The 13769-nt window shown below is 46.4% G+C and carries 13 protein-coding genes; 8 read left to right on the top strand and 5 right to left on the bottom strand.

Annotation, left to right across the window (positions count from 1 at the left end; translation table 11 throughout):
* The 4 genes from ACTHSP_RS05705 to ACTHSP_RS05690 all read right to left on the bottom strand — a co-directional run.
* Window positions 1–375, bottom strand: a 375-nt coding sequence (locus ACTHSP_RS05705) for a hypothetical protein (RefSeq protein WP_440345780.1), incomplete at its 3' end; no start/stop codon positions are given.
* A gap of 29 nt (window positions 376–404) precedes the next feature.
* Window positions 405–866, bottom strand: coding sequence for a hypothetical protein (locus ACTHSP_RS05700; protein ID WP_308111465.1), 462 nt, complete (start codon window positions 864–866; stop codon window positions 405–407).
* 18 nt (window positions 867–884) lie between these two features.
* On the bottom strand, window positions 885–1316 hold the full coding sequence (locus ACTHSP_RS05695; RefSeq protein ID WP_440345779.1) for a hypothetical protein: 432 nt from the start codon (window positions 1314–1316) through the stop codon (window positions 885–887).
* A gap of 99 nt (window positions 1317–1415) precedes the next feature.
* Entirely contained in the window at window positions 1416–2894 is a 1479-nt protein-coding gene (locus ACTHSP_RS05690) for an aldehyde dehydrogenase family protein (RefSeq protein ID WP_440345778.1), read from the bottom strand.
* A gap of 341 nt (window positions 2895–3235) precedes the next feature.
* On the opposite strand from ACTHSP_RS05690, the gene adhP reads away from it, so the two are divergent.
* Complete coding sequence (gene adhP, locus ACTHSP_RS05685; protein ID WP_440345777.1) at window positions 3236–4279, top strand: alcohol dehydrogenase AdhP; 1044 nt, start codon at window positions 3236–3238, stop codon at window positions 4277–4279.
* A gap of 69 nt (window positions 4280–4348) precedes the next feature.
* Here the strand turns inward: adhP and ACTHSP_RS05680 are convergent, their stop codons facing one another.
* Window positions 4349–5272 carry an RluA family pseudouridine synthase gene (locus ACTHSP_RS05680; protein ID WP_440345776.1) on the bottom strand — a complete coding sequence of 308 codons (924 nt, stop codon included), beginning with the start codon at window positions 5270–5272 and terminating at the stop codon, window positions 4349–4351.
* Between the two features lie 342 nt (window positions 5273–5614).
* On the opposite strand from ACTHSP_RS05680, the gene ACTHSP_RS05675 reads away from it, so the two are divergent.
* The 7 genes from ACTHSP_RS05675 (at window position 5615) to ACTHSP_RS05645 (ending at window position 13742) form a co-directional block, all read left to right on the top strand.
* Complete coding sequence (locus ACTHSP_RS05675) at window positions 5615–7675, top strand: HsdM family class I SAM-dependent methyltransferase (RefSeq protein WP_049350663.1); 2061 nt, start codon at window positions 5615–5617, stop codon at window positions 7673–7675.
* Window positions 7676–7692: 17 nt separating this feature from the next.
* Complete coding sequence (locus ACTHSP_RS05670; RefSeq protein ID WP_049350674.1) at window positions 7693–8838, top strand: restriction endonuclease subunit S; 1146 nt, start codon at window positions 7693–7695, stop codon at window positions 8836–8838.
* 136 nt (window positions 8839–8974) lie between these two features.
* Window positions 8975–10270, top strand: a complete 1296-nt coding sequence (gene hisS / locus ACTHSP_RS05665; RefSeq protein WP_049350662.1) for a histidine--tRNA ligase — start codon at window positions 8975–8977, stop codon at window positions 10268–10270.
* Complete coding sequence (locus tag ACTHSP_RS05660) at window positions 10271–10900, top strand: YfgM family protein (RefSeq protein ID WP_440345775.1); 630 nt, start codon at window positions 10271–10273, stop codon at window positions 10898–10900.
* Window positions 10901–11041: 141 nt separating this feature from the next.
* Complete coding sequence (gene der, locus ACTHSP_RS05655; protein WP_049350661.1) at window positions 11042–12499, top strand: ribosome biogenesis GTPase Der; 1458 nt, start codon at window positions 11042–11044, stop codon at window positions 12497–12499.
* Window positions 12500–12797: 298 nt separating this feature from the next.
* Complete coding sequence (gene hfq / locus ACTHSP_RS05650) at window positions 12798–13094, top strand: RNA chaperone Hfq (protein WP_036493792.1); 297 nt, start codon at window positions 12798–12800, stop codon at window positions 13092–13094.
* A 78-nt stretch (window positions 13095–13172) separates the two neighbouring features.
* The gene (locus ACTHSP_RS05645; protein ID WP_049350660.1) at window positions 13173–13742 is read left to right on the top strand and encodes a tRNA (mnm(5)s(2)U34)-methyltransferase; all 570 of its coding nucleotides are present in this window, start codon (window positions 13173–13175) and stop codon (window positions 13740–13742) included.
* The last annotated feature ends 27 nt before the right edge of the window (window positions 13743–13769 follow it).

The raw sequence follows: 13769 nt of genomic DNA, 5'->3' as shown, positions 1-13769 counted from the left end.
ATAAAAAACTCTGTCCGCCGGTGATTTTAAATCAGTCGTTACCGTCGGATCATCACAGAGTTCGTCCCGATAAGCCTTCCATTTTGAGCGGACGCTTGTGAAATACTGTTTGGATAAACCGTGCAGTTTTTTATCTTTGGTGGCAGCCCGCCTAAATAAATCTTTATATTTTGTGTTCAATTTGCCTTCGAACTCCCTTGATGTAAGCCTCAAACAATCTTCATCCATTTGGTCAACAGGTTCGGGACAAAGATTCTTTTCCTGTTTTGATTTAACGGCATTTGCAGCTTTTCCAGACGACCCTGCCGCACCAACACAGGTGGCGGATGCCATCACGGCTAGCAGCGGCAGAATGTAACGGTTGTTGGATTTCAATATATCAGCCTCCTAACTATCTATCAGCTTTATAAAGAATTTTCAAAGCGTTCCAACGCTTTTAAATGGTTTAAATTCTGCTCGAATCTGCAAATACGGATGTAGCGTCCTGCAAGAGGACGAACTTTCGTCGTAACGGATGGGTCTGAACACAGCATTTCCGTATAACTTTCCCAATTCTTACGGATAGTCAAAAAATATTCTTTGGATACTCCATTCAATTTGGGGTCTTTTGAATCGATACGGTGCAGCAGATTTTCGTATTTCTTATTCAATTGCTTTTCCAACCTCATACTGAAAATATCCACACATTCATAGCCTTGTCCGTCTATGTCTTTCATCATGCTCTGAGGGCAAATGTCCTTACTGTCCTGTTTTTGCCTTGTTACCTTTGGAACAGCTTTTTCAGACGGCTCCGCCGCACCGACACAGGCGGCGGATGTCATTATTGCCAGCAACGGCAGAATGTAACGGATTTTGTGTTTCGACATATCAGTCTCCTATAAAAATTAAAAACGTTCCAATGCTTTCAAGTGATATTGTGTTTGTTGAACGTCACACAGATAGAGGATTTTGTCTGAAGGAGTTTTCAAATCGGTTGTAATTGTCGGGTCGGAACAAAGTTCCTCCTTATAAGCCTTCCATTTTGAACGGACATTTATAAAATATTGTTTGGACAGCCCATGTAGCTTTGAATCTTTGGTAGCGGCACGTCGAAATAAATCTTTGTACTTCATGTCCAGTTTGTTTTCAAGTTTCAGCAGAGTAATTTCCAAACAATCTTCATCCATTTGGTCAACAGGTTCGGGACAAAGATTCTTTTCCTTCTGCGGTTTAAGTGCATTTGCAGCTTTTTCAGACGGCCCCGCCGCACCGACACAGGTGGCGGATGTCATTATTGCCAGCAACGGCAGAATGTAACGGATTTTGTGTTTCGACATAATTTATCTCCTAAAGAGTTATTGTGTGATTGATAGGGCCGTCTGAAAACTTTTCAGACGGCCCTATCATGTTCAAACCGCTATCATGCGAACATTCAATCAATAGAAGCCTTCGCGCTCTTCGCGGGTGGAGATGTAGATGTTTTTCACCTGAGTATAGGCGGCGAGTATCATTTTGTGGGTTTCGCGGCCGATGCCTGAAGTTTTGTAGCCGCCAAACGGCGCACCGGCAGGCAGGCGGTTGTAGCAGTTTACCCAAACGCGGCCGGTTTCCAATGCGTTGGAAACGCGCAGGCAGCGGTTGATGTCTTTGCTCCACACTGCGCCGCCCAAGCCGTATTCGCTGTCGTTCGCCATTTTGATGACTTCTTCTTCGGTTTTGAATTTAATCACGGTAGCAACCGGGCCGAAGATTTCTTCTTGGGCGACGCGGGCTTCGTTGCTGGCTTCAATCAAAGTAGGTTCGACAAATTCGCCTTTGCCCAACGCGCCTTCGATTTTTTTACCGCCGGTAATGATGCGGCAGCCTTCCTGTTCACCGATTTTGACGTATTTCAAAATGGTCTCGAGTTGACCGGCATTGACTTGCGAACCCATTTGGGTGTCGTCTTCCCAAGGCAGGCCTACTTTGATTTTTTTGAATTCTTCAGCCAAAGCATTGACGAATTTGTCGTAAATGCCTTCTTGTACAAAAATGCGCGAACCGGCGCAGCACACTTGGCCTTGGTTGAACAAAATACCTTTTTGCGCGCCTTCGAGGGCTTTGTCGAAAGGCATATCGTCAAAGAAAATGTTGGCGGATTTGCCGCCCAGTTCCAAGGTAGCGGGAATCAGCATTTCGGCGGCGGCGATGCCGATGTGGCGGCCGACTTCGGTTGAACCGGTAAAGGCGAGTTTGTTGAAGCCTTTGTGGTGCAACATATATTCGCCGGATTTAGAACCGCGTCCGGTGATGATGTTCAACACGCCTTTAGGCAGCAAGTGGTTGATTTTTTGTGCGAACGACAACAGGCTCAGCGAAGTGCTGGAAGATGGGTGGATAACGATGGTACAACCTGCGGCGAGTGCGGGCGCGATTTTCCAAGCCGCCATCAGGAAGGGGAAGTTCCACGGGATAATTTGACCGACTACGCCGATCGGTTCGCGCAGAACGATGGACAGGTCTTCGGCATCAAGCTGGGTCGCAGTGCCTTCTTCGCCACGGATCACGCTGGCGAAATAGCGGAAATGGTCGGAAGCCAAAGGCACGTCGGCGGCGCGGGTTTCGCGGATGGGTTTGCCGTTGTCCAAGGTTTCTTGCAGGGCGAACAATTCGGCGTTTTCGTCAATCACATCGGCGATTTTGTTCAAAATGGCGGCGCGTTCGGCAGTCGTGGTTTTACGCCATGTTTTAAACGCTTCTTGCGCAGCGGCTACGGCAGCATCGACATCGGCATCGGTTGCGTCTGTGAACTTGGCCAACTCATCGCCATTGGCAGGGTTGTAAGAGGGTAAAAGTTTGCCTTCGCTACCTTTTGTCCATTCGCCGTTGATCAAAAGGCCGTATTCTTTATCAAACACATTTAAATCTTTTGCCATAATGCTGTCTCCTTAATGAATGGGAGTAGGTGTTTCAACACCATGAAAAACAGCTTATGCTTTTTTCTTTTTAAGTTCAAGTACTAAAAATGAGAGTATTCTCAAAATTTACATTTGCAATGTTGTTTCATGTAGCAGGCCGTCTGAAAAATAAAGGATTTAATTAAAATGAAATTAGATTTGTTAATATATTTAAAGATTTATACGGGTTAAATAGATTTTGTTATGGTATAACATCATAACTTATTGTTTTAAAAAAGATTATGGGTTGACGGCTTCGGATATGGGGAGTATTCTCATTCATAGCTAAACAGTTTTTCAACACCCTAGGAGACTCTCTCATGAAAATGCATGCTGTGGTAGTGAATAAAGATGTAGCAGGTGATGTAGAAGTTGTTGAACGCGAACTGCGTCCGCTCGAATACGGCGAGGCGTTGGTGGAAGTTGAGTATTGCGGCGTGTGCCACACCGACTTGCACGTTGCGGCAGGCGATTACGGCGATAAACCGGGTCGCGTGTTGGGACACGAAGGCATCGGTTTGGTTAAAGAAGTTGCCGACGGTGTGAAAAATCTGAAAGTTGGCGACCGTGTCAGCATTGCATGGCTGTTCCAAAGCTGCGGTTCTTGCGAATACTGTAATACCGGTCGCGAAACCTTGTGCCGCTCCGTATTGAACGCAGGCTATACTGCCGACGGCGGTATGGCGACACACTGTATCGTGAGTGCCGATTACGCGGTCAAAGTCCCTGAAGGCTTGGATCCTGCGCAAGCTTCGAGCATTACTTGTGCCGGTGTGACCACTTATAAAGCGATTAAAGTTTCCGGCGTTCGTCCGGGTCAATGGATTGCGATTTACGGCGCAGGCGGTTTGGGCAACTTGGCGGTTCAATACGCGAAAAAAGTGTTTGGCGCGCACGTTGTTGCCATTGACGTCAACGACGATAAACTGGCCTTTGCCAAAGAAACCGGCGCTGATTTGGTGATCAATGCCGCCAAAGAAGATGCGGCTCAAGTCATCCAAGAGAAAACCGGCGGCGCACATGCAGCCGTTGTAACAGCCGTATCCGCTGCTGCCTTCAATTCAGGCGTTAACTGCGTCCGCGCCGGCGGCCGTATCGTTGCAGTTGGCTTGCCACCTGAGTCTATGGATTTGTCTATCCCACGTTTGGTATTGGACGGTATCGAAGTGGTCGGCTCTCTGGTCGGTACCCGCAAAGATTTGGAAGAAGCCTTCCAATTCGGCGCAGAAGGCTTGGTTGTGCCTAAAGTCGAATTGCGTGCTTTGGATGAAGCGCCTGCCATCTTCCAAGAAATGCGTGAAGGTAAAATTACCGGCCGTATGGTGATTGATATGAACAAAGAGTGCAGCTGCATTCATCACTAATCAAATGATTCCGTGACAAAAAGGCCGTCTGAACAATTTCAGACGGCCTTTTTCATTGGATTGGACAACTTAAAGCGTAAAGCCGCTTTCAAATACGCGGATTTCTCCGCTGACAGGATCGGTGAACTCTATTCTTTTGGCCAAAAGTTTTAAAGGTTTGTCGTAGTCTTCGTCACCGGCCGCCAATGGGGTAGGGTAAAGCGCATCGTTCATCAGCGGCATATCCAAACTCATCATATGCACGCGGAGCTGGTGTTTTTTTCCGGTGTGCGGTGTGAGGCGGTAGAGGCTGAACGCGCCGCGGTTTTCGATAAGTTCGATGGTCGTGTGGGCGTTGGGTTCGCCTTCCGTTTCCCGGGTAAGAAAGAATTTTTCGCCGCGTTCCATTCGGGATGAAATATCCAGCGGATAGTCCAAATCCGTCCGCGTCGGCGCCACCGCTTCATAGGTTTTTCGGACGGTTTTTTCTTGGAACATGGTCTGATAATCACGACGCGTGGCAGGATTGAGCGAAAGCAACATAACGCCTGCCGTATCTTTGTCCAAGCGATGAATCGGCGTAATGTCTTCAACATTCAAATGCTGCAATTCAGGCCGCAAACGCAGGCGCGTGAGCAGGGTCTCCCGCAAAAACCTGCCGCTGGGGATGACGGGTAGAAAATGCGGTTTGTCCACCACAATCAAATGCTCATCAATATGCAAAATCTTTTCTTCAAACGGAATACGCGGCTCGCTCTCACGGCTGGTTTCACGGTAATAAAACATCGTCTTGCCGGGCTCGAACAAGGTATTCTCATCAAACGGTACGCCATCCGCGCCCACCACAAAACCGCTGTTCAGCCGCCGCCGCCAGTTTTCTTCGCCGACAAAGGGAAAATGAGCGCATAAAAAATGCAGCAGCGGTAAGCCGTAAAACTGCTTTTCATGCGGCAAAACCAAGTAGCTGGGTTTGACACCGTCTAAAAGGGGGAGGGGATTGGTACGTTTTTTCATGCGGCGGATTGTACTCGGTTTTTAGGATTTTTTCAGACGGCCTTTTGATTGCTATTGACGCGATATTGCACTTTTTATCATGATTTTCGTTGTAGATGGAAATCTATCTTTTATAAAGGACAACCTGTTGTAGAGTAGGAAAACTGTATTTTCTCAGGAAGAATAGGAACGACATCTTTTCCGGATTTGATATTGCAAACAGATTAACTATTCAAGTTAAAGGTTGTTTGAAAATTTTGAGGATGGTTTTCAAACGACTTTAGTAGGAATAAATCAAGCATGAAAGGGGCGAGTATATTATCATAGCGGTTGTTTACACATTTCATATGTCGGATAAAACCAATGACCCAAGCAAGCAAAAAATCCAACAAATCCATTGAACCCAATATCGCTGACCTTGCCAACGGCTGGCTGAAATCCTACAAGCTCGATTACAGACTTGAACAAGCAAGTCTAAATACTGAAATCGACAAAGCCCTAGACGACTATTATTCCAAAAATGGCGGCATTGGCGGAAACCGTCCCGATGTGAAGCTATTGCTACAAAGTAGTAAAAACGGGCGTTACTACCCCGTACTTATCGAATATAAAGGTCATAAAGACAAACTGGAAAAACTCGATGCTGACGGTAATGTCGAAAACCGCAACGCTAAAAACGAGCCAATTTTCAAAAACATCAACGGCTATGCCGTAAACGGCGCGGTACATTACGCCAATGCCGTACTGCACCATACTAGTTACACTGATATCATCGCTGTCGGTATGACGGGCTACAAAGACGAGCAGGGAGAAATTCGTCATGAAATCGGCGTGTATTATGTGTCTAAAAACAATTTAGGCATAGGGCAGCGCGTCGGCGATTTTGACGACTTCTCATTTTTGGCGGCAGAACACTTTGAAGATTTCATCAGCCAAGTCGAAGAACTCTCGCTAACGCCCGAAGAATTGGACAAGCTCAAAGAAAAGCGTGAAAAAGAAATTGATGCCAGCCTGACCAAGCTCAACAACGACATCTACCAAAACGAAAAAGGCCTAGGCGAAAACGACCGTGTCTATCTCGTTGCTGCCGCCATCATCGCTACCATCGGCATACCCGGAAAAGTTGCGCCGCTGGAAAAATCCGACCTCAAATCATCAAACGAACGCGGCTGGCGCGACGGCGACATTCTTGTGCGTAAAATCGAGTCTTTCTTGGAAGAAAAAGCACTACCCAAAGAAAAGAAAGAGATGATTTTACGCACATTATCCAATACCCTTCTGACCGAAAACATCAACAAAGTTCACAGCGGCGAAACCCAATTAAAACGTGTCTTTACCAAAATTGTCGATGACTTGGGCATCTACTACAAAATCGGGCTGACTACCGATTTTACCGGTAAGCTCTTTAACGAAATGTACTCATGGCTGGGCTTTACTCAAGATAAGCTCAACGACGTGGTGCTGACCCCGTCTTATGTCGCCACATTACTTGCCAAACTTGCACGCGTTAATAAAGATTCCTATGTTTGGGACTTCGCCACAGGTTCAGCCGGGTTGTTGGTTGCTGCCATGAATGAAATGCTGATAGATGCTAAAAACAGCATAGATTCCCCACAAGAACTACGAGAAAAAGAAGCCCAAATCAAAGCTGAACAGCTTTTGGGTTTGGAGTTGCTTTCCAGCGTCTATATGCTTGCCATTTTGAATATGATTCTGATGGGCGACGGCAGCTCCAATATCTTAAACAAAGACTCACTGACCGATTTTGACGGCAAATACGGCTTCGGTAAAACCGACCATAAATTCCCCGCTGATGCCTTTATCCTTAATCCTCCGTATTCTGCCAACGGCAACGGCATGAACTTTGTTGAACGTGCATTGAACATGATGGAAAAAGGCTACGCCGCCATCATTATTCAAAATTCCGCAGGTTCAGGAAAAGCCCGAGAAATTAACAGGCGGATTCTGCAAAACAATACTCTGCTTGCTAGCATAAAAATGCCTCTTGATTTATTTATTGGTAAATCCAGCGTGCAAACCAATATTTATGTTTTCAAAGTAGGCGAACCGCATGAGAAAGACGAAACTGTTAAATTTATCGATTTTTCAAATGACGGTTATACCCGTACCAACCGCAAAAAAGCCAGCAATAATCTCAAAGATACTGGCAATGCACGAGGTCGTTATGCGGAATTGGTAAATTTAGTCCGCTTCGGTAAGAAGAAACTCAATATTTTCAGCGAGAAAGAGTATTACGAAGGCACGATCAATCCGAAAAATGGAGCGGACTGGAACCAATCTGCTCCAATTGACACAAAGCCGACGCTTGATGATTTCAAAAAAACCGTCAGTGACTATCTCGCCTGGGAAGTTTCCAATCTGTTAAAACGCCAAAATAAGGAAGATGATACTCTGGGAAAGTAGATATCCACTTGACTGAGATGCTGAATGAAGTTGAGTGGGGAGAGTTTAAACTAGGAGATTTATTTGAAATCAATCCGACAAAATATTATCGGCTGAGTAATGAAGAAATTATTTCAGTAAATGGTACTGTACCTTTGGTTTCAAATTCTTCCGTGGATAATGGAGTAATGGGATTTTCCAAGCTGCCGGCAAATAATATAGGAAATACGATAACTTGTTCTGATACAACGATTGGTGCGGATACAATGTTTTATCAAGAGAAGGCCTTTATCGGTTATTCGCATATTCAACATTTTGTCCCCAAGCCTATAATGGCAAGATTCAACAGGGCAATTGCACATATAATCATTACGGCAAGCAGAATTGCGACAACCAAAAAATATGATTACGGAGTGAAATTTAACAGAAAGGAGATGCGTTCTACAAAAGTTCATCTTCCCATCAAAAATGGTCAAATAAATCTTGACTTTATTGAAAATTTCGTGGCCGAGCTGGAAGCTCGGCGTTCCGCCGAGCTGGAAGCTCGGCGTTCCGCCGAGCTGGAAGCCTACCTTTCAGCCGCAGGGCTGAAAGACTACACGCTGACGACGGAAGAAGAGCGAGCATTAGCAGCGTTGGAAAATAGAGAAATCACGTTCATCGAATATAAGGTTGTGGATTTATTTACGGTGAAAAATACAAACAATATCCTTTCTCGCGATGTAACACCAAACAGTGGTAATACGCCTTATTTGTCAGCAAGCCGAGAAAATAACGCAGTTAGCTCTTATATTTCCCACAGAGAAAATCTGATAGATAAGGGTAACTGTATTTTTATTGGTGGAAAGACATTTGTTGTTACCTATCAGGCAGAAGATTTTTATTCTAACGACAGTCATAATTTATGTTTATATTTGAAGGAAAAGGAAGAAGCCAGCAAGCTAAATCAATTGTGCATCATTTCCTGTATTGAACGGAATTTAGGTCATAAATATTCTTGGGGAGACAGTATCAGCAATAAGAAAATTCAAACAGATACTGTTTTCCTGCCATCTAAAAACGGCAAGCCCGACTATGGCTATATGCAAACCCTGATTTCCGCCGTACAAAAACAAGTCATCAAAGATGTGGTGCACTATGCCGATGAAAAAATCGCCGCCACCAAAACGGTAACAGCAAGGTAAACCTGTTTAAAACCGAAGGCCGTCTGAATGCGAAAACCGATTTTCAGACGGCCTTTTGATTTGTTCCCAACCTCACAAACCCTTAAAAATCAGCTATAATGCCCAACTATTTGATTTTCGCTTATCCCATATTGAAATGGCACAAAAAATTCAATCTGTAAAAGGTATGAACGACCTTTTACCTGTCGAACAAAAAGATTTCAAACTGACGGCTGCGTTTTGGCAGGCGTTTGAAGATACGGTCGGCCGTTGGACACGCGCTTACGGTTATCAGCAAATCCGCACGCCGATTGTCGAGCAAACCGGTTTGTTTGTCCGTTCCATCGGCGAAGAAACCGATGTGGTCGGTAAGGAAATGTACACCTTCTCCGATTCAAACGATTCTTTGAGTTTGAGCTTGCGTCCTGAAGGTACGGCTTCTTGTCTGCGTGCGGTGGTCGAACACAACCTTCTGTACAACAGCCCGCAAAAGCTGTGGTATATGGGGCCGATGTTCCGCCGCGAGCGTCCGCAAAAAGGCCGTTATCGTCAGTTCCATCAGGTTGGTATCGAGGCTTTGGGTTTTGAAGGGCCGGATATTGATGCGGAAATCATCGCGATGTCTGCCGATTTGTGGGAAAAATTGGGTATTCGCGAATACTTGACTTTGGAAATCAACAGTTTGGGCAACCGTGAGGAACGCGCGGCACACCGTGCGGCATTGGTTGAATATTTGACCCGCTATGAGGCGCAACTGGATGAAGACAGCAAACGCCGTCTGAAAACCAATCCTTTGCGCGTTTTGGATACGAAAAATCCTGATTTGCAGGAAATCTGCAACGCGGCGCCGCGTCTGGTGGATTATTTGGGCGAGGCTTCGCAAAACCACTATGCACGCTTCAAGGCGATGTTGGACGGTTTGGGTATTCAATATATTGAAAATCCGCGCTTGGTCCGTGGTTTGGATTACTACAATCAGACGGTTTTTGAGTGGACGACCGACAAACTCGGCGCGCAGGCGACTGTGTGCGGTGGCGGCCGTTACGATGGTTTGATTGAAGAGCTTGGCGGTAAGCCTGCGCCGTCTATCGGCTTTGCGATGGGTATTGAGCGCCTGCTGCTTTTGGTGAGCGAATACGGCTCGCTGGAAGTGAACGCTGCGCCTGATGTCTATGCAATGCACCAAGGCGAAGGTGCGGATTTGCAGGTGATGAAATACGCGCAAGCCTTGCGCGCTCAAGGTTTCAATGTGATGCAGCATTCCGGCTATCAGAGCCTGAAAGCGCAAATGAAAAAAGCAGACAACAGTGGCGCACGCTTTGCCCTGATTGTGGCTCAGGATGAGCTGGCAAACGGTACGGTTACCCTGAAAGATATGCAGGGCAAACACGAACAACAAACCGTTGCCGCCGCTGATTTGACAGACACTTTACAACAATGGAAGAACGCATAAATGGCAGCCCATTTGGAAGAACAACAAGAGTTAGACAACTTTAAATATTTTTGGAAAAGCATCGGCCGTTGGATTTTTACCTTGCTGATCGTGGCGTCTTTGGGGTATTTGGGTTACACCATTTACCAAGGCCAAAAAGCTTCAAAAGATCAGGAAGCTGCCGCCGTATTGGCGCAAATGGTGGAAAAGGCACAGCAAAAAAACGACCAAAAAGCCATCAACGCCGATTTGGCCGAATTGCAAAAAAACTATCCTGATTCTATTTCGACAGCCCAAGCCACTTTGATGGTAGCGGCAACCGAGTTTGATGCCGGCCGTTATGATGTGGCGGAAGGTCATTTGAATTGGGTGCTGAAAAATCAAAACGCACCGCTGGTTCAAGCTTTGGCAGCGCAGCGTTTGGGCGTTACCCTATTGCAGCAAAAAAAATACGATGCCGCCATCAATGCCCTGAATACTCAGGTTGAGGCTGATTTCGAGCCTTTGATGTTGGAAACCAAAGGCGATGTTTACGTTGCTCAAAATAAAACCAAAGAAGCCGTACAAAGTTACGAAGCTGCTTTGAGCAAAATGCCGCAAACCGCAGTAGGCCGCGAATTGCTGCAAATGAAAATCGACAGCTTGAAATAAGTTTGTTTGAAATCAAGGCCGTCTGAAGTTGCAATGACTTTTCAGACGGCCTACACTTATCCTTATCAACCGTGTTTTTAAAACACCTGCTTGTGTTCCGCTCCCGTTTTTAGGCGGCACTTGACACAGAAAGACTCAATTATGAAACCAACCATCGCGCTTGTCGGCCGCCCCAATGTTGGCAAATCTACTTTATTCAACCGTTTGACACGCACCAAAGACGCGCTTGTGCATGACTTGCCCGGCCTGACGCGTGACCGCCATTACGGTCATGGCAAAGTCGGCAGCAAACCTTATTTGGTCATCGATACCGGCGGTTTTGAGCCGGTTGTGGACAGCGGTATTTTGCACGAAATGGCAAAACAAACCTTGCAGGCTGTCGATGAAGCCGATGCGGTTGTGTTTTTGGTGGACGGCCGTACCGGTTTGACGCCGCAAGATAAAATTATTGCCGACCGTTTGCGCCAAAGTCCGCGTCCTGTTTATTTGGCTGTGAATAAAGGCGAGGGTGGCAATAGGGTCGTGCTTGCCGCCGAGTTCTACGAACTTGCCCTGGGCGACCCTTATGTTATTTCAGGTGCGCACGGCGATGGCGTATATTATCTGATTGAAGATATTTTGGAAACCTTCCCTGAGCCTGAAAAAGAAGAGGAAGAAGCCAAACATCCTGTTTTTGCCGTTATCGGCCGTCCGAATGTCGGTAAATCGACCTTGGTAAACGCCATTCTCGGCGAAGAGCGCGTGATTGCCTTCGATATGGCAGGCACGACGCGCGACAGTATCCATATTGATTTTGAACGTGAAGGCAAACCGTTTACCATCATCGATACCGCAGGTGTACGCCGTCGCGGCAAAGTGGATGAAGCGGTGGAAAAGTTCTCCGTTATCAAAGCCATGCAGGCGGTTGAAGCGGCAAACGTTGCTGTCTTGGTATTGGACGCTCAACAAGATATCGCCGACCAAGATGCGACGATTGCAGGTTTTGCTTTGGAAGCAGGCCGTGCTTTGGTGGTGGCGGTCAATAAATGGGACGGTATCAGCGAAGAGCGCCGCGAGCAAGTGAAACGCGATATCAACCGCAAACTGTATTTCCTTGATTTTGCTAAGTTTCACTTTATTTCTGCGTTGAAAGAGCGCGGTATAGACGGTTTGTTTGAAAGCATTCAGGCTGCCTATAATGCGGCGATGATTAAGATGCCGACGCCGAAAATTACACGCGTATTGCAAAGCGCGATTGAGCGTCAACAGCCGCCGCGTGCTGGTTTGGTGCGTCCGAAAATGCGTTATGCCCACCAAGGCGGCATGAATCCGCCGGTGATTGTGGTTCACGGTAATTCGCTGCACGCGATTTCAGACAGCTACACACGCTATCTGACCCAAACATTCCGCAAAGCCTTCAATCTGCAAGGTACGCCGCTCAGAATTCAATACAATGTTTCGGAAAACCCGTATGAAAATGCGGAAGACAAACCGAAGAAAAAACCGCTGCGCCGTGTCAGCTTGAGCAACCGTATTGAGAAACGCGAAGGCCGCAAGGAAGAGAAAAACCGCTTCAAGAAGAAAACCAAAGTCAGCGTGAAAAAACAATTTAGCAAATAAGCACAAAGGCCGTCTGAACAATTTCAGACGGCCTTTTTATAATGAAAAACAGCTTGTTAGAGCTTTATGGCATATTTTCGATAGGGCTTGCCGAATTTAAAAAAAACATTAAATTTGGATTTGGGATTGTTGTGAATATGGAAATGAAACAGTCGGTTTGACGGGAAGTTCCCTTATTACTGGATTCCTAAACGGTGTGATAGAAAAAAATAGTTGGTAATTTATCCTATTCGGGGCTACAATCCCATCAAACGCCGATTTTGGCGTCTTTACAATCATAATAATGGAGCTCAAGAATATGACAGCTAAAGGACAAATGTTACAAGATCCTTTTTTGAATGCGTTGCGTAAAGAGCACGTTCCGGTTTCAATCTACTTGGTAAACGGCATCAAGCTGCAAGGTCAAGTGGAATCATTCGACCAGTACGTTGTTCTGCTGCGTAATACTTCCGTGACTCAAATGGTTTACAAACACGCTATCTCAACAATCGTTCCTGCACGCGCAGTCAGCCTGCAACACGAAAACAAACAACCTCAAGCTGCTGCCGCAGCTGCTCCGGTTCAAGTTGAGACTGTGCAACAACCTGCCGAATAAATGATGTAACGCATTCCTGTTTTTCAATACCTTACCGCTTTCGCGGTAGGGTATTTTTATTTTCAGACGACCTTTATCATGCTGCTTGAAAACATTCTTCCCTTTGCACACTCCCTGTTACGACAAGCCTTAAAATTAGGTGGCCGCGCTTTGGATGCGACGGCCGGAAACGGGCATGATACTTTGCTGTTGGCACAGTTGGTTGGCGAGACGGGTAGGGTATGGGCGTTTGATGTGCAATCTAAAGCATTAATGCAGACCCAAGGCCGTCTGAAAGAAAACGGCGTAGATGGTCGGGTAGCCCTGATACATGACGGCCATGAAAACCTTTTATCTTATATCGACGAGCCTTTAGATGCCGCAGTATTTAATTTCGGTTGGCTGCCGGGTGGCGATAAAAGCTGTACAACTGAAGCGGCAAGCAGTATCCGTGCGCTGACGGATACTTTGGGTTTGTTGAAAGAGGGCGGGCTTGCCGTGGCGGTATTGTATCCGGGACATGAAGCCGGCCGAATAGAGGCTGAAGCGATTGTGCAATGGGCGGAAACTTTGCCGCAGGAAGCTTTTGCCGTGTTACGCTATGGCTTTGTCAACCGCCGTAATGCGCCGCCCTATCTGCTGGCAATTGAAAAGTTGCGTCAGAAATAGATGTTTGCGGTAAAATAGCTGCTTTGT

Source organism: Neisseria sp. P0001.S005, from assembly GCF_051963715.1.
Note: the sequence above shows the minus strand (reverse complement) of the source record. Positions and strands in the feature narration are given on the sequence as shown.